Below are 17,546 nucleotides of genomic sequence, written 5' to 3'. Positions count from 1 at the left end.
TATTTCCGGTATGACGGAACATCCCGTTCCGACAAGTCACCGGACCCGTCATCTTGGGTTGCCCGACTCATGGGAAGGAGGCTCCGCAGGGTTTATTTGCCCCTCAGCCTGCCTCCGATATTCCCCAATACGGCACCGCCTGCTCCGGCTGCAAGGCCGCCTGTCTTGGTGGCCGTACGGTTCAGGTTACGGCTGAAGTTTCCGGCACCGCCTGCCTGCACTATCCAGCCTGCTACCGTAGGCACGGTGAAGTATCCGATAATCCCGATCAGCATAAAGATGATGTAGACACTGTTCGAGTTGTCTATCGAGTAGTCCGGATTGTTCTGCAGTTCCTGAATGTCATTCTGAAGCATCAGTACCTGAAGCTTGGCAAGCAGGGTGCTGAACAGGTCGCTGACCGGAAGCCACAGGTAAACGGAAATATATCTCGTGAACCACTGTCCGAGCGTGGACTGGAATCCGTCCCATACACTGAAGGCGAACGCTACCGGTCCCAGTATCGAGAGTACGACCAGGAAAAAAGTCCTCACGGTGTCTATCAGCAGCGATGCCGCTGCGAATATCAGCTCCAGCAGGCTGCGGAATGCGTCCCGGATTTTCTTTTCCAGATTATACATCCCGACTTCCACATACATGCCCAGCCGGGAGGCGGTATCTATGGTTGACCAGCCCAGTTCATCCAGCTGACGGTCAAACTCCTCGTCACTTACCAGATATGCTGTTTCGGGATTGCGGAGCATGGCCTCCTTTTCCAGTTCCTCCTTTTGGATCCGGTACTGTTCCATATCCATCGTCTGTCCTTCGAGCATCTTGTGTGTGCCCTGCACGATGGGACTGAGAATATTGTTCAGCGTGCCGAGCACCAGCGTGGGAAAGAGCAGGATGCAGATGCCTATGGCAAAGGGACGCAGCAGGGGATAGACATCTATCGGTTCGGCACGTGCCATCGACTGCCATACACGGACGGCAACGTAGAACAACGCACCCAGTCCGGCAAGTCCCTTGCCCACGTCCATCATGTCCTCGCAAAGGGGAAGCATCTCGTCATACAGGGTTGCCAGTATGGTGTGCAGGTTGGCAAAATCTATCGACAACGGCATCATGGCTACCAGTATTTGGAGGTTTCATTCCCATAGAGCCGCATCACACGTTCCAGGTCGTTCTTCTTTCTGGCCCTGAGGTAGCTTACGGCTATGTTCTTGTTCGTATAATAGCTCACAAGGTTGCGGTAACGGCGCATCTCGTAATAGCAGTTGTCCACCACGTCCATACGGTCCTTGTCGGTCATGGACAGGGTACTGACATTGATAACCTGTTTCAGGTCCTGCAACACGCCGTTGCTCTCTTCCAGCAGGCGGGTGTAACCGAAGGCGATGGCGTCCAGTTCGCGCGGTGAGAAGTTTTCATCGTTCATCATCTTGCCGAAGTTGGTTACATAGATGTCGGACACGTCGCCCACCATCAGGATGATGTCACGCACCTTGCGGGCATCCTGTATCAGGTTGTTGACCGATTTCAGCTGGTCGTAATATTTCTTGGCCTGCTCATAGATCTTTACTGTCTCGGCAAAGCTTTCTGCCGTATTGACTGCCGTCTTTGAGGTATGGGCGATATTGTCCGACATGTTTATGATGCTTTGGGCCAGATTGCCGGGATCTGTCACCACCCATTGGGCGCGTGCTCCGGTAACGCCCAGTACAAATGCCGTTCCGATCAGAAGCGTTCTTGCCTTCATGCCCGTTCCTCCTTCCTTACATAGTCTCCGCCCGGTGAGAATGTCAGCACGTCGGCTGCCTCATTGTAGGACACATCGACACGGTAGCCCGTATTGACAAACAGGTTTCCGTTTTCTTCCACCAGCAGGTAAGTCTGCGGCTTCAGCTTTCGGGTTCTCCCGCTACGGGAAAACACCGTCACCTTATAGCATTCTCCTTCCTTGTATACCAGTACGTCAGGTCTGCCTTCCACGCTGGTCCACGTTCCGCAGATCTTGTCGCGGTCGATACCGCTTTCCGAACAGCTCTGCAATATCATGGCGGCCATGCTTATCAGACATACCGCCAGCCTCATAAGGGGTCTGTTTCTCATAATCGTTTTCATTTCGGGTTTGATACCTGTTTCTGTTCCTCTCGCTTTTTCTCCGCCAGACGGCGGATGGCTCCTTCCAGACTGCCCTCCGGCCCTCCGGCAATCCGTTGTACTTCCAGTTTCTCCGACTCCTCGGTCGTGAACGTGAAGTATTCTTCCTCGCTCACTTCCGTGGCATATACTGCCGAGCAGGTTCCTCCAAGCCCTATCCATACTTCCCGGTAGAAGCGTCCGGGATGGTTCGCCTGGTTGATGGAAAGAATCTGCCCTTTCTCTTTCTCGGTCAGACCGAGCAGCCGCTGGATGTGCTCGAACTTGTTCATGTATTTCCGCTGGTCAAGCAGGATCTTGCAGTCAGAGTTGTTGATGATGGCCTCCTTCACAATCGGAGAGCTGATGATGTCGTCCACCTCCTGTGTCACCACCACAGCCTCGCCGAAATATTTTCTGACGGTCTTAAAAAGATACTTGATGTATTCACTCATATTGGCGGACATCAGGGCTTTCCAGCATTCCTCTATCAATATCATCTTACGGATACCTTTGAGCCTGCGCATCTTGGCGATGAAAGTTTCCATAATGATCAGTGTCACCACCGGAAGAAGCACTTTGTTGCTGCTGATATTGTCCAGTTCAAACACGATGAACCGTTTGCCTGTCAGGTCCAGTTCCTTGTCGGAGTTCAGCAGGAAATCATAGTCTCCGCCCCGGTAGAACGGTTCCAGAACGTTCAAAAAACCGTCAATGTCAAAATCCTTCTCACGCACCTTTTTCTCTTCAATCATTCTTCTGTAGTCATCGGCGACAAACTCATAGAAACCGTTGAAGTCCGGTCTGATGTTCCGGTTCTCCGAAATCTTTCGGATATAGGCGTTCACTGCTCCGGAAAGAGCGACCTCCTCCGAACGTTTCGGCGACTCGTCTTCCCGTTTCCACAAGGTCAGTATCAGCGTGTTGATACTGTCACGCTTCTCCACATCGAATTTTCCGGATTCGGTGTAGAACGGGTTGAAGGATATCGGATTGTCCTCTTCATACGTGATGTAAATCCCGTCCTTCCCGTTGGTACGGTCATGGATCATCCTGCACAGCCCCTGGTAGCTGTTTCCAGTGTCCACCAGCAGGATATGCGCTCCCTGTTCATAGTATTGGCGGACAAGGTGGTTGGTGAAAAAGGATTTTCCGCTGCCCGAAGGCCCGAGGATGAACTTATTTCTGTTGGTGATGATTCCTCGCTTCATGGGCAGGTCGGAAATATCCACATGCACCGGTATCCCGTTCTGGCGGTCTGCCAGCCGGATTCCGAACGGACTGGGCGAGCTCTTGTAATTGGTCTCTCCGGCAAAGAGGCATACGGCCTGTTCCAGGAAGGTATAAAAGGATTCTTCGGATGGAAAGTCGCCTGCATTTCCGGGGATTCCCGCCCAATAGATGACCGGTGTGTCAATGGTGTTATACCTTGGCGTGCATTCCATCATGGCCAGCTGGCTGCCCGTGTCGTTCCTGATGCGGCGGAACTCTTCCGCATCCTCCGCCCAGGCGATGACGTTGCAGTGGCATCTGACGGGAAGCACTCCTTTGGTATGTGCCTCATCAAGATACATCTCCGTCCACTCCTGGTTAATGGCATTGCTCCGGCTGTATTTTGACAACGAGAGCATATTGCGCGAGTTTTTCTCCATCATCTGCAGGATTTCCTGTGCGTCGTCGATGAACACGTATTGCGAATAGATGTGGTTGCATGACAGCAGCAGTCCTACGGGTGCGGCAAAGGAGAGGCGGCAGTCGCTGCGGTCCGTGGACATCCTCTCGTAGCGCATGTCCGTGGAAAGTCTGCCGGGCAGGTCTTCCGTATCGGAAAGGGTATGCAGGCAGAGGCGTTTGTCGCCGATGCGCATCCTGCCGGGCTTGAGGCAGATGTCCTGCAATACGGCGGTCTCATCCTCCAGCGAGAGGGAAAAGTATTTTTCCACCAGTCCGGGACGTTCCTTCGTACCGGTGATTTCGTCTGTTTCCAGACGGCGAAGCCTTATATGTCCGGAATCATTCATAATACGCTCGAACTGTTCCACCGCCTCAAGAAAGCGGGCGGCAGCATCCTTGTCGGTTATCTCTTTGGGCAACAGGAATCCCCGGCAAAGGGTATTGAAGTCACTCTTCCGGCGGCTGCGTTCGCGGGTTGTCTTCGTCAGGAACAGGTAGCATTTGTGATTCAGGTAAGGTCTTTCATTGAAATGCAGCTCATAGCTGCGTGTCAGGAAGCTCTGTTCTCCGTCATCGGTCTTCGGACGGTAGGTTTCCTTGACGAACCAGTCCTGTTTGCAGACGACACTATGTTCCGGCAATACCTTCACGGCTTTGATCCAGGAGGAGTGCATGGCCTCATACTCGTCTGCCGTTACCGTGTACAGTTCGGGCAGTTCCACTTCGAAAGCCACGGTCAGGTCTGCATCCTTGCTCACGATACAGCCGTTTTCTACCGATAGCAGGGGGAACCTGCGTTCCAGCGTTTCCGCCTTTAATACATTTCTCATGATTGTTGTTTTTTCTTCTTCTTGTGAATAATCTGAAAACTCTCTTGCGGTGAATCAGATAGCGTGGATGTCGTTTTTCAGCCAGCAGCTTCATCAGCCCGTGTTCACCGTAACGGGCATTCAAACGGAATATCACCCACACCAACAGGCTGCCGGACAGGATTCCGAAGGATAAGCATATCCATTGGTCCACCCCCGTCAGGTAAAGAAAGACTACCATAAGGAGCACCATCGCAAGCCCTCCGGCAAAGACGAACAGGTATTGCGACTTGAGTCCTTTGAACTCGACGGGGTTGCCGGCACCTTTGTTTACCGGATATTCCATAGGCTTTAGAGGAAGAAGGAACGTAAGATGGTGGCGGCTACGATCAGAAAGATACAGGCAAAGAACCAGCTGGCGGCGGTTTTCGAAGTGTCGGGATCTCCGCTGGAAAATTTGCCATAGGTCTTGATACCGCCTACCAGACCAAGCACCGCACCGATGGCATAGCATAGTTTGGTGGCGGGATCGAAATACGAGGTCATGAGGCTGGTTGCCTCGTTGATACCCGCAAGGCCCTGGCCCTGCGCAAAGGTGTTTGCGGCGATAACCGCACACATCACAGAAAAAAGGATTCTTCTTTTCATTGTCGAATCGTTTGGGTAAGACATAAATTTGAATTCGACAACAAAGATAAATGGGGATAATGCGCTATGATTCAGAGGTGTCATCAGATGTCATCAAATGTCATCAGATGTCCTCTTTAAGCATAATATTTAAACGATAATTTTGGTACAAATATGGATTGTTTAAACTATTACATAGTTTTCTGTACTTCTGTACCATTATATAATTACCATTACAAAAGCCGGCAAATTCCATAAAGTTGATTTCTTGTCAAATACGACTATTATTGATATTGAATTAAAATCATTATATTTGCATATCAAACGCAGTTTTATGGCCAATGCAAACAGGTTAAAACAGTGCATCATGTAATGTAAAGAGCACGCCTTGAATAAAGTATTTTTAAGTAATATATCTGTTTATATTCAAGAACAATCAGACAGAGAACAATCACCTTCATACTTAGTAAGTATGAACAATGAAATTATGGTGCTTAAACAAAGCGAACAAAATATAAGGTCGTAAAATAAAGCATAATGTAACAAGTGCTTACAGGCAAAATATTTAATCAGTTAGTGTATGAAGAAAAACCTTAAAGATTTATATTGCCAACGCCCTCATGTCGTAATAGTTGGAGCAGGTGCTTCAAGAGCGGTCATGGGAAAATCTTGCCCAACGATGAATGAAGCCATTGAACAGGTCGGGTTAGATGGAATCCTTAAAGGATTTATGCTAGAAACGAAAAGCAGGAATCTTGAAGATATATATAGTGAGCTGTTTAGGCGTGGTGATGAGTGTAAAAATGCACGGATAGCAATGGAAAAAAAACTTTATGAATATTTTTCAAATGTGCAGCTTCCATCCTTCTTAACCATCTACGACCTTTTAATTCTTTCGCTCACAGAAAAAGACTGCATTGTATCCTTCAACTGGGATAGTCTTCTTATCCAAGCATATAACAGAGTGGCAAAGATTACCCGGAATAGACCGGAAATTCTGTTCTTGCATGGAAATGTGGGAGCTGGTGTGTGTAAAGATTGCATGACCTTTGGTCTTATACAAAACTATTGCAGAAAGTGTGGCAAACCGTATAACGTTGTTCCTTTGCTGTATCCTGTAGAACAAAAGGATTACAACAGCGACATCTTTATCCGTGACCAATGGAACGTTGCAAAGTACTATATATCGAAAGCAGGCAAGGTAACAATCTTTGGGTATAGCGCACCTTCTTCTGATAAGGAGGCAAGTGAAATACTTAAAGCTGCGTTCTCTAAACATGATGGTGTTCACAGATTGGATGCAGTGGAGATAATAGAACGTCCCGGATTCAGCGCAAATGAAATATCAGAAACTTGGCAGTATTTCTTTTCATTGACCAATTACCATTCTGATATTGTGGATTCCTTTTATAATAGCAGTTTGGCGCAGGCACCTCGCCGTACCTTGCAATACCAATACCAGCAATATATTAAAGGATGGTGGGGACAACCAAAGATACACTTCTCAAAACAAAATACTTTTGAGTCGGTGGAAACGCTTTTAAAACCACTTCTTGTAAATGAAGAACAAGGAGATTATTCTATAATTTAAGTCAATAACACTAACATTATCATTACAACCGAATGAATAGACTTGTTATCATAGGAAACGGATTTGACATGGCACATGGCTTTAAAACAAGTTATGTGGATTTCATCAACTGGTATTGGGACCAACGAGTATATGCTTTTGCCGGTAATACTACAAATGTATCAGAAGATTGCCTTTGTCGTTTGGTTATCAAAGATAATGTAAATATTAATTGCTGGAATGTTTTTGTCTTCACCCACTCATGTTTTTTTAAAGACATCTATCGTAAAGAAAGATACTCAGGTAGTGAAGTTATTCAGTATATCAAGGATCAGCCGGATGTTTTCTCTATTGAATGTTGCCCATTTTTCAAAACTATTCTGCAATCAATAGAAGTCAAAGGATGGGTGGATATTGAAAACGACTATTATCAACTGTTGAAAGCGGGAATGGATAACCCGGATTGTGATTATACGATCGGTGAGTTAAATGAGCAATTAGTATTTCTTCAAGAAAAATTAATTGAATACCTCCATACAATACAAACAGGCAATGTAAGGGATGACCTTCATAATGCAATAATTGACTTCTTTGACCCTGCTGATTTCTCAACAGAAGGAAAAAAGAAAGCTTTGGATAACATTGGATTTGACACATCTAGCTTTGCAGAAGTTAAATACAATAATGGAGAACGCAAAAAACTTCTCCCTAAACGTATCATGTTGTTGAGTTTCAACTATACAAAAACAGCTAAGATGTACAATAATTTCAATATTACCCACAATTATATTCATGGTGAGTTAGAAAAGCCTGAAAATATAATTTTTGGCTATGGGGATGAACTTGACAAAAGCTATCAGTCTATTCTTGATATGAATGACAATGAGTTACTTAGAAATGTCAAATCCGTTAAATATTTAGAAACAAGACATTACCATGATTTGCTGGAGTTTCTTTTAGCTGCACCTTTTCAAGTTTTGATAATGGGGCATTCTTGCGGAAACTCAGACCGAACATTACTAAATACCGTCTTTGAACATGAAAACTGTGTTTCTATAAAGCCGTTTTATCATAAATGGGAAGATGGCAGCGATAATTATTTGGAACTGGTTCAAAATATTTCCAGAAACTTTACTAATATGAAGTTGTTTAGAGATAGAGTTGTGAACAAGGAACAATGCAAAATCATGTAATAGAGCTCTAAATTTAAATGTGATTTCTATGATATCTGTTATGCACATAAAGTGCGACAAAATATTGTATAAAAGGAAGTAGGAAAAACGGATTTTCATCCATTGGAAAAAGTAAGGAGCTGACTTGGTAAACAGCTCCTTATTTTTTATAATTTATAGGCTTGCAGAGAAATTTTACTTAATAAATTAAGCTATAGTTTTTCCTGTTAGCCAATTAGGATAATTTTATTCTTTTACTTTTGATTCGTAAGCAACTGTGAGGAAGTATCCAATTTTCTGAGTTGTCCCCGTGATTTCTATGTTTTAAGTTTGTTTCTTCCTATTACTCTTACCAAAAGACAAACTTCAACCTTTTTCATGGATTATAAAAAAGACAAAGTCGGGGCACATAATAAAGATTCTACATATAATATTTAACGCATATGGAATTTTTGTAGCATAATAGCATTTACTTTCAGACTAGATTCCTCCAGTCAGTAACATGTTTGCTTTCTTTCCTCTCTCTTTTCAAAGGCAACGCATTCCCCTCCTTATCCACATACTTCCCCATCAGTTCCTCAATCAGCTTCTTGTTCTCCACCTGGGAGGAGAACAGTTCAAACATGTCCGTTTCCCGGATGGAATGCAGTGTCATGGCCGCCCTGTATGATTTGTTCTCGTCCGAGCCGGCACCATTCAGGTTAAGCAGCACGTCGCCTACATTGAGCAGGTCAGCAGGAGTAACCATCGGAGCAATGGCTTCCGTTTCGGGAGAGCGGCTGTCCAGTTCCTCCTGTTCTTCTTTCAGCATTCTCATCTCCTCCAAAGGCAGTTTGCATTCCACTTCATCTTCCGGAATATCCTTATCCGCTCCGATAAAATCACTTCCGGTTTCCAGTTGCTGGCTCATGTAAGGAGCGACGGTCTTCCCGGCATTCTCGTCCAGATAGACAAATCGGGTAGCTCCCATCACATCCTGTGCATTTCCCGGTTCACCGTTGTCTTTTTCTGCTTGTGGCCGATTGCGGGGAGTATAAAGCAGATCACAGATTTTACCTATTCTCTCTTTTTGTTTCCATACCTTATATAACAGATAAGCGGTACAGCCGAACCGTATTGATAAATAAACTATTTCTTCCATTCTATTGGCTTTTGAGTTGCTTCTTGATTATATATTTCATTGATGATATGCTGATACCTTTCCAGATGGTCTGACAGTACACTCCCTAAAAACATGGGGACAGACATTTCCGGTGCAATGACCGGCAATACTTTGGCAACAGTCCTGTACAATGTATCGTTAATATAGGTCTGCCTTCTTGCTCCCGATAGTTTCACTTTCAGAAACCGGCTCCGGTATTCATCTGAATCAGCCGCTCCATCCGGTGTTTTTTTTATTTGCTGTCTGGAAGAACCGCTTTTCTTCTCCTGTTTCTCCGGACAAGGTCCAGCCTGACTTTTTGTTTCCGGCTCCTTTTCCGGAGGAACCGTTCTTTCCAAAGCGGTCACATCTCCTGCCATCATGCGTTTCAATGCCTCCTCGTCCACTTGGTAATCCGTTCTTCTTTTGGTAGTCATAATTGTTTTTATTGAAGTTTCAGTATGGTTTCTATTTCCGCTGCCAGCAGGTCCAGACTGCTTCCTTTCATTGCGGAGGAAGATGGAGGGAACAAAGTGCTGCGGAACAGAGACCCTTTCATTCCGGAGTCTTTTTTGTAACGTTCTGCACTGGGAATGACGGTTTCCAGTACCGGCAATTTCAGCGAACGGAAAATTTCAGTATAGCCGTTATACAGGTCTTTGGAAACACGTTTGTCCATCCGGTTCCAGAACATATGGATACCACGCAAGGGTACATCCTTATGCCGGTGCATGTATTCCCGGATGGCAAGGACAAAAGACATACTGCTCCGCATTGCCATTCTTTCCTGCGTGATGGGGGTGAATACATAATCCATATTGATTACGGACTGGAATACACCTGGCACATTTACGGTGCCCGGAAGGTCAAAAAGGACAAGGTCATAATCCAGCTCCGACTTTTCAAGAAAGCGTCCGGCCGTTTCCCGGGCTTCTTCCGGAGTGGAGTTCAGGATGCTGTAGGCTTTCCTGCCGCTTGCTCCGAACTGTTCCACCAGCTGGTTTTGCAGATGCACGTTCTTTTCAATGTTTCCCACTTCCCAGTTCCGCATGGTACTGATGCTGTGCTGTGGATAATCACAATCCACCACCAGTACGTTATACCCCTTCAGGTAATGGAAGTAACTGGCGAGCAATACCGTGAACGTGGATTTTCCCACACCGCCTTTCTGGTTGCTCAAAGCGACAAATAAAGGTTCTTTCTTCATAGGCTTGAATTTAGAGTGTATAATTTGTTTCATATCTGTCCGGATTTTTTCGTTTCATCACACGGCAATGCATCCGTTGGTATATGGCAATGACGCATTGTTTGCCGGTTTGCATGAATACATTGCATACCATATTGCACCAGTGTAATACCGGTTGCCGATGGGCATTGCCATATAAGGTGCATTGCATTCATGCAATATGGGGTTCAATGTATCCCATACTGCATTGCACGGATGCAATGTATTCCGTCATGCAGAATTGTCGTGCAGCATATATGGCATTGCACATATAGGGATGATGCCGCATTCACATCATGCACCACCTGTGGCAGGCAAGCAATACCCCTTACAGGACAATGTTTCAATGTATGCCCTCATGCACTGTGCCAAAAGTAGCGGCTATTTTTGAAACTTCCACCAACATTTCCCCTACCTGACATCAGATGTCATCAGATGTCATCAAATATCATATCAAACGCTGTTTACCAATCGGTTATCACTGTCTAATTTTGCAAAATCGGAATCAGACGATGGAAAAGAACTGACTTCGTCGGACCACAGCGTTCCGTGAACGTCGCGCTGCAATCCGACGAAGGAGGATTCTCTGTTCAAGCGAACAGAGCAAGTTGTGTCCTTGTCCGACAAAAAGTCTTTTGTCCGACAAGAACCAACTTGCCCGCCCCTTCCCGGGGCGGGGGAATCCGCTCCAAAGTCGCGGATTCCGGAAGAGAAAAAAGTACAAACCCAAAATCTCATGTGCATGGAGAGAACAACAGGGACAAGGACGGGCAGAAAGCCCAAGAGTGATCCGGCGGACCGCAAGTACAGCTTCCGCCTGAACGCCGAGGAGAACACAAGATTTGAAAAGTTGCTGGCGGATTCGGGAGCCGGAGACCGCACGCTGTTCATCAAAAAATCCATCTTTTCGGGACAGATTAAAGTCGTGAGAATCGACAAGGCTACAATGGACTATTACATCAAACTGACCGAGTTTCACAAACAGTTTCAGGCTGTCGGAAACAACTACAACCAGGTCGTCCGCGCCTTAAAGAACAATTTCGGGGAGAAACGGGCGATGGCATTGCTCTACAGGCTGGAGAAACTGAGCGTCGAACTGATGCTTGTCTGTAAAAAAGTCATGGCGCTAACCCAGGAATACGAGCGGAAATGGTTGCAAAAATAAGTCATGGCATGAACCTTTACGGGGCACTCGCCTACAACCACGACAAGGTGGCGGCGGGTACCGCCGAGATTCTTTCGGGCAGCCGTATGATTTCCGACAGGCTTGGATTGCCAAGCGAGGACATACGCCTGGCGTTGCTCTCTTTCGAGAACTACCTGCTGGCAAACCGCAACACGGAGAAGCCCGTCCTGCATATCTCCCTTTCCCCGGCACCGGAAGACCGTCTGAGCCACACACAGCTGGAAGAACTGGCGGCAAGATATATGGAAAAGATGGGGTATGGCGACCAGCCATACATTGTCTACAAACATGCCGATACCCACAATGCACACATCCATATCGTCAGTGTCTGTGTGGACGGACAGGGGAAAAAGATCAGCGATGCCTACGAGTACCGCCGTTCCATGACCGCCTGCCGGGAACTGGAAGCGGATTTCGGCCTGCGCAACGGGGCGGACACGGAAAGGCGGAATCCGAAAGCGGAGCTGAGGAAGGTGGACGCTTCCTTGGGGGATGTCCGCCATCAGGTAGGCAATACCCTTAAAGCCGTATTGGAAAGCTACCGTTTCCAAACCTTCGGGGAATACAATGCGCTGCTTTCCACGCTCAACATCGAGGCGAAACAGGTCAGGGGAGAATACAACGGTACACCATATACCGGTATTGTCTATTCGGCCACGGATGATACAGGCAAGGTGGTCAGCCCGCCGTTCAAGAGCTCCCGATTTGGGAAACGCTTCGGAAATGAACAGTTGGAAAAGCGGATGCTGATGAACCTGAAAGACCTCAAGGACGGGAAATGGGCACCGTCCATACAGGCGGACATCGTTCGTGCCTTGCGGCAGGCGGATTCACGGAAACGGTTTGTGGAACTGCTCGGGCAAAGGCGTATTGATGTGGTTTTCCGCGAGAATGAGCGGGGACGTATCTATGGTGTCACCTTTATTGACCACAACCGTCGGGAGGTGTTCAACGGCTCACGCATGGGCAAGGAGTTTTCCGCCAATGTGTTCAACGACTATTTCAAATGGCTGGAAAACATACCCGAAAAGGAACGGGGTGGACATTCCGCTACAGAGCTTTGGCAGCATCACCGTCACGAATCCTCTAGCACGCTCGAACTGGCGGCAGGCATTCTTTCTATGGAAACCAATCCGCGGGATTACGAGGAGGAAGCCTTTGCACGCCGCATGAAGAAAAAGAAGAAGGCCGGACGCAAGCGTGGCATTTAGACAAAACAAGTATCAACCCATTTATATACAATCCTTATGCAACAGGAAGACGATTTGAGGGCCCTCGCTAAGATAATGGAATTCGGCAGGGCTGTGAGTATTTTTCTTTTGGTGGTGCACGTCTATGTGTACTGCTATCCGAGCATGACCGCATGGCATCTGAATCTTGCGGTCATAGACAAGATTCTGGTAAACTTCAACAATACGACGGGTATTTTCAACTGTATTCTCTGGACCAAGCTGTTGGCAGTGACTTTACTGGCAATATCCTGCCTAGGAACACATGGAGTTAAAGGTGAAAAAATTACCTGGCCCAAAATCTACGCGGCACTGGTAGCCGGATGCGTGCTGTTTTTTCTGAACTGGTGGCTGCTTGACCTGTCCCTGCCGCACATGATAAGCACCATACTGTACGTTGTAACACTTACCGCAGGTTACCTCGGTCTACTGATGGCGGGATTGTGGATGAGCCGGCTTTACAGGCATAACCTGATGGGTGATGTGTTCAATATCGAAAATGAATCCTTCCAGCAGGAAACCCGGTTGTTGGAGAACGAGTATTCCGTCAACCTGCCCACCAGCTTCCGCTTTCAGGGAAAACAGCATGACGGATGGATCAACGTGGTAAATCCCTTTCGTGCCACCATCGTGCTTGGCACGCCCGGATCGGGCAAGTCGTATGCCGTGGTAAACAATTACATACGCCAGATGATTTCCAAAGGATACAGTTGTTATATCTACGATTACAAGTTCGACGACCTCTCCACCATCGCTTACAATACGTTGTTGAACAACATGGACAAGTACAAGGTCAAGCCCCGGTTCTATGTCATCAATTTCGACGATCCGCGCAGGTCACACCGCTGCAATCCCATCAATCCGAAATTCATGACGGATATCTCCGATGCGTATGAGGCGAGTTATACGATAATGCTCAACCTCAATCGCACCTGGATTGAAAAGCAGGGGGATTTCTTTGTGGAGTCACCCATCATTCTGCTTGCCGCAATCATCTGGTACCTAAAAATTTACAAAAACGGTATTTATTGTTCCTTTCCGCATGCGGTGGAACTGCTTAACAAGCCTTATTCGGATTTGTTTACCATCCTGACCTCGTATCCGGAGCTGGAAAACTACCTTTCCCCCTTCATGGATGCCTGGAAAGGGGGCGCCCAGGACCAGCTCCAGGGCCAGATCGCTTCGGCAAAAATTCCCCTTACGCGCATGATTTCCCCACAGTTGTATTGGGTGATGACAGGTAATGATTTTTCGTTAGACATAAACAACCCGAAAGAGCCCAAGCTGCTTTGCGTGGGTAACAATCCGGACAGGCAGAACATCTACTCGGCGGCACTTGGACTATACAATTCCCGCATCGTCAAACTCATCAACAAGAAAGGACAGCTTAAGAGCACTGTCATCATTGACGAGCTGCCGACCATCTATTTCCGTGGATTGGACAACCTCATCGCTACCGCCCGAAGCAACAAGGTGGCGGTCTGTCTCGGCTTTCAGGATTTTAGCCAGTTGAACCGCGATTACGGTGAAAAAGAGTCGAAGGTCATCCAAAACACGGTAGGCAATATTTTCAGCGGTCAGGTGGTTGGAGAAACCGCGAAGACGCTTTCCGAACGTTTCGGCAAAGTGCTCCAGCAGCGGCAGTCTGTCTCCATCAACCGCCAGGATGTATCCACCTCCATTAGCACACAACTTGACTCGCTCATCCCGGCTTCCAAGATTGCCAACCTGTCCCAGGGTACATTTGTCGGAGCCGTTTCCGACAATTTTGGCGAAAAGATAGACCAGAAAATATTCCATGCTGAAATCATTGTGGACCATGCCAAAGTCGGCACGGAGGAAAAGGCTTACCGGAAAATCCCTGTCATCAATGAATTTAAGGACAAGGATGAAAACGATATCATGATGCAGCAGATACAGCGCAACTACGACCAGATTAAATTGGATGCTCAGGCAATCATTAATGAGGAAATGAACCGAATCAAAAATGATCCGGAGTTATGTGAACGGTTGGGGTTAAAAGATGATACCTCACACAAGTAAAATCTGTCTAATTCAAAATAAACATAACATCTGAAAAGATTATTCTCCTTTAAGTACTGTTGTTCTTCTTTTCAGATGTTAGTATACCTTCCTTTATGACAATGATATTAGGATATTTCTAAGGTTTATTAATATTCCTGATGCGATTTTCTCGATCAATCAATTTATTAATATCAATATCTTGAATATTAATTATGGTTATAAGTCCAAACATAGAAATGCTTTCGTTACGTACAAACTCATTCAATTTCTTAGCCTCTTGATAAACTTTATCTATCCAATGATACGACGCTATTGTCTCATAATATTTACTCCCCAATAAGCCGTTCTCTCTGAATTTAACATTGGCTTCAAGAGTATAACGAACCCCCACGGATATATCATCCAACTTTTCATCAAGGATAAAATTGGCAATATCTTGAAAATTCGCCGTGTCAACTTTTGACAAGAGATTGCTTAAATTGTGAGTCCGAATAATTTTATACGTTGATTTTTCATCAGAGTCACTTCTCAAAAAAATCAAAGATTTCAAACTGCACTCAAAAGAAAATAATAAATCCACCAATATTTTACTACGTGTACTTATATTTGTAAACACATTTATTAAAGCCCTATATCGTGCTAAATAGCCAGAACTATCTGTCAAGAAAAAATCTGATATTTCTTTTCTTAAATCATCGTCCATAATCAAAATATTAAATCAGTTAATCCGTATTAATAAATTGCACTTTATTCCTTTTTCGATTTTAACTTTCACGTTGTTCTATAAACACATATTTGCTCAATTTAAGAATTAAGCAGAACAAGACAACAACTTTGTCTAACGAATAATCTTCGATTTGAAGTAAAGAATGTGCTACCTCATTTCTCAAATTCCAGCCTATTTTCTCTGACATTACATATTTGAGCATGGTAAGATGATCTTTGACAAAACTAGAAGGGCTCTCTGGAGTTCCCTTAAGATCTGCAATAATATCATCAAAAAGTTTTTCCATTATGACATCTCCATCTTTTGAACGTCTCTTAGCAAAAGTGGGTATTTTAAGTTTCTCAATAAAAAATCTCAAAAGACCTTCAATCTTAAGTGTTAAGCTATCTATAATAGTGACATAATCAGGGATATAACTTCCTTCAGCTTGTTTAAGTTCATCAAAGATTCTCTTTAATCCAGGTTTAACAGTATCTAAAGGAACAACACAAACCTTTTTACCATTATAGTTTCTCTCAATAGGTTCATTTAACCATGTTTTTTCCAAATAGTTTAAAACTGAATCGTATGATAACTTTTGAGAGTCAATGGCTGCCATAAATAATTTAAGCATTTTTAATGTACCAATTTTGAAAAAGAAACTATATGTAGACCAAAATTTCCCTTCTGCCGGTGTATATGTTTTAACGGTGTTGCCATATCTGTCTATACTTGACAAAGGAAGGATATCTATAAGTCCATTATCCGTTGCATCAGATAAAGTTTGGATAGAATCGTCTGTTTCATACCAAGGAGTCTCTGCAAATTGATCTAACAATTCATCTACAGAACAAGTCTCTATAGTCTGTTTTACAGCTTTGTCAATTGCCTTTATATAATCATCTGGAATTGGAATGGAAGTTTCTGTCAATTGGAAAGTATTTCTCTTTTCAGAGTATAACTCTTCCATCTCTTTTATTTTTCCATTGTCCTTTATTTTAAGATAAATATCCAAAGCTAATTTTATAAAATGCATTGAAGCTATATCTTCCTGCCTGCTTTTGGCAATCTGTTCATATACCTCAGCTCTCTGTTTTAAAGAATCTTCTATTGAAAGATTTATTTTTTGTTTTAACTTATCCGTAAATTCAATAGCATCTGCGGCCATATAAAGATTATCTTTTTCTATCAAGCTGATAGCATATTTATTACGCTCTATAACTTTTTCAAAGTCTATGTATTTTTTACAAATGCTATAATGCTCTAACATGAACCTTGAATAATTTAAAGGAACATGTTTTGTGTTATCATTTACACTCCAATGTTGCTGTATATCAAAAACTTGTTCAATGATTGCCTTTTGACAATCTTCAAACTTACTATTTATTGCAATTTGTAAAGCCAATTCCAAACGATTAAGAACATATCCCAATTTGAAATATTCTCCTTTTTGAGCTTCACCATAATATTCTTGAGCTAAGGAGATTAATTCGTTGCATAACTGAAGCTTGAAACTGTTATTTTTCGACCAGTCTGTTTTTTGTCCGAAATATACCATCAAACCATATTCGGTTTTTGCATAGAGATTATTCGTTTTTTTATAACGCTGCTCAAAGAACTCGAAATTTTCTTTAGTAAGATTTCTAACATCAGGCCAATAAAAAGGTATTTTGTTTCCATTTGCCATATCTTGTGTTCCTGCCATTTGCCACGATAATCCTTTAATTGTCCCCTTTGTTTCATCATCTTGAAACTCAAAAGACTTTCTTATTAAAAAAACTTGTCGATCTAATTCTGCTTGCAAAGCAACATTAATCATATCTTTTTCACAAAGTTCACTTATTACTTTTTGAAATTCATTATTAATTGTAGATGAGTCCTTATTCTTATAATTTACAGAATCAAAATTCTTTAAGAACTCTTCATATATACCATATTCACTCTTATTTTCCATCTTTCCAGTATTTAATTGTTTTTTTTGAGAATACTTCCGTGGAGAACGCATAAATCGCTTTCCTTTCTTTGTTCTACTGTCACCTTTTCCCATATTAACATTTACAA

15 protein-coding genes and 1 pseudogene are annotated in these 17,546 nt (G+C 44.4%); 5 read left to right on the top strand and 11 right to left on the bottom strand.

Translation table 11 applies throughout. The features are described 5' to 3' along the window. Nucleotides 1–92: 92 nt before the first annotated feature. From traJ to ACESQI_RS19700, 6 genes and pseudogenes are all read right to left on the bottom strand, one after another. Nucleotides 93–1,106: a conjugative transposon protein TraJ gene (traJ, locus tag ACESQI_RS19725; protein WP_005802642.1), complete on the bottom strand. Its 1,014-nt coding sequence runs from the start codon at nt 1,104–1,106 to the stop codon at nt 93–95. A 2-nt stretch (nt 1,107–1,108) separates the two neighbouring features. Then, the gene (locus tag ACESQI_RS19720) at nt 1,109–1,738 is read right to left on the bottom strand and encodes a DUF4141 domain-containing protein (RefSeq protein ID WP_004288758.1); all 630 of its coding nucleotides are present in this window, start codon (nt 1,736–1,738) and stop codon (nt 1,109–1,111) included. Further along, nucleotides 1,735–2,091, bottom strand: a complete 357-nt coding sequence (locus tag ACESQI_RS19715) for a DUF3876 domain-containing protein (RefSeq protein WP_036632189.1) — start codon at nt 2,089–2,091, stop codon at nt 1,735–1,737. Before ACESQI_RS19715 ends, ACESQI_RS19720 begins: the two co-directional genes overlap by 4 nt. Before the next feature lie 8 nt (nt 2,092–2,099). Next, nucleotides 2,100–4,625, bottom strand: coding sequence for a TraG family conjugative transposon ATPase (locus ACESQI_RS19710; RefSeq protein WP_036632168.1), 2,526 nt, complete (start codon nt 4,623–4,625; stop codon nt 2,100–2,102). Between the two features lie 10 nt (nt 4,626–4,635). Next, a pseudogene (locus tag ACESQI_RS19705) lies at nt 4,636–4,950 on the bottom strand (DUF4133 domain-containing protein); the annotation flags it as partial. 5 nt (nt 4,951–4,955) lie between these two features. Further along, the gene (locus ACESQI_RS19700; RefSeq protein ID WP_007838794.1) at nt 4,956–5,336 is read right to left on the bottom strand and encodes a DUF4134 domain-containing protein; all 381 of its coding nucleotides are present in this window, start codon (nt 5,334–5,336) and stop codon (nt 4,956–4,958) included. Nucleotides 5,337–5,811: 475 nt separating this feature from the next. Here ACESQI_RS19700 and ACESQI_RS19695 point away from each other — a divergent pair, with 475 nt between their 5' ends. After that, entirely contained in the window at nt 5,812–6,822 is a 1,011-nt protein-coding gene (locus tag ACESQI_RS19695; protein ID WP_036632171.1) for a hypothetical protein, read from the top strand. 32 nt (nt 6,823–6,854) lie between these two features. After that, the gene (locus tag ACESQI_RS19690; protein ID WP_036632174.1) at nt 6,855–7,994 is read left to right on the top strand and encodes an AbiH family protein; all 1,140 of its coding nucleotides are present in this window, start codon (nt 6,855–6,857) and stop codon (nt 7,992–7,994) included. A gap of 454 nt (nt 7,995–8,448) precedes the next feature. Here ACESQI_RS19690 and ACESQI_RS19685 read toward each other — a convergent pair whose 3' ends face one another. The 3 genes from ACESQI_RS19685 to ACESQI_RS19675 are packed head-to-tail and all read right to left on the bottom strand — an operon-like array spanning nt 8,449 to nt 10,354. Continuing rightward, nucleotides 8,449–9,114 (bottom strand): DUF4122 domain-containing protein, encoded by a 666-nt coding sequence (locus tag ACESQI_RS19685; RefSeq protein ID WP_005802631.1) that lies wholly within the window; start codon nt 9,112–9,114, stop codon nt 8,449–8,451. Beyond that, nucleotides 9,102–9,551, bottom strand: a complete 450-nt coding sequence (locus tag ACESQI_RS19680; RefSeq protein ID WP_036632177.1) for a DUF3408 domain-containing protein — start codon at nt 9,549–9,551, stop codon at nt 9,102–9,104. Before ACESQI_RS19680 ends, ACESQI_RS19685 begins: the two co-directional genes overlap by 13 nt. A gap of 8 nt (nt 9,552–9,559) precedes the next feature. After that, on the bottom strand, nt 9,560–10,354 hold the full coding sequence (locus ACESQI_RS19675) for a ParA family protein (protein ID WP_036632179.1): 795 nt from the start codon (nt 10,352–10,354) through the stop codon (nt 9,560–9,562). Between the two features lie 727 nt (nt 10,355–11,081). On the opposite strand from ACESQI_RS19675, the gene mobA reads away from it, so the two are divergent. The 3 genes from mobA to mobC are packed head-to-tail and all read left to right on the top strand — an operon-like array spanning nt 11,082 to nt 14,797. Next, on the top strand, nt 11,082–11,504 hold the full coding sequence (mobA, locus tag ACESQI_RS19670) for a conjugal transfer protein MobA (protein ID WP_005942826.1): 423 nt from the start codon (nt 11,082–11,084) through the stop codon (nt 11,502–11,504). Further along, entirely contained in the window at nt 11,489–12,736 is a 1,248-nt protein-coding gene (mobB, locus tag ACESQI_RS19665) for a conjugal transfer protein MobB (RefSeq protein WP_008778751.1), read from the top strand. Before mobA ends, mobB begins: the two co-directional genes overlap by 16 nt. A gap of 36 nt (nt 12,737–12,772) precedes the next feature. Then, nucleotides 12,773–14,797 carry a conjugal transfer protein MobC gene (mobC, locus tag ACESQI_RS19660; protein WP_005942820.1) on the top strand — a complete coding sequence of 675 codons (2,025 nt, stop codon included), beginning with the start codon at nt 12,773–12,775 and terminating at the stop codon, nt 14,795–14,797. A gap of 118 nt (nt 14,798–14,915) precedes the next feature. Here the strand turns inward: mobC and ACESQI_RS19655 are convergent, their stop codons facing one another. Together ACESQI_RS19655 and ACESQI_RS19650 are read right to left on the bottom strand one after the other, a co-directional pair. Then, on the bottom strand, nt 14,916–15,482 hold the full coding sequence (locus ACESQI_RS19655) for a hypothetical protein (protein WP_005942818.1): 567 nt from the start codon (nt 15,480–15,482) through the stop codon (nt 14,916–14,918). 61 nt (nt 15,483–15,543) lie between these two features. Further along, nucleotides 15,544–17,532, bottom strand: a complete 1,989-nt coding sequence (locus tag ACESQI_RS19650; protein ID WP_005942815.1) for a DUF4209 domain-containing protein — start codon at nt 17,530–17,532, stop codon at nt 15,544–15,546. Nucleotides 17,533–17,546: the final 14 nt, after the last annotated feature.

Source organism: Bacteroides sp. HPS0048, assembly GCF_964240755.1.
GTDB classification, from domain to species: domain Bacteria; phylum Bacteroidota; class Bacteroidia; order Bacteroidales; family Bacteroidaceae; genus Bacteroides; species Bacteroides nordii.
This window is presented reverse-complemented; position numbering and strand designations above follow the sequence as displayed.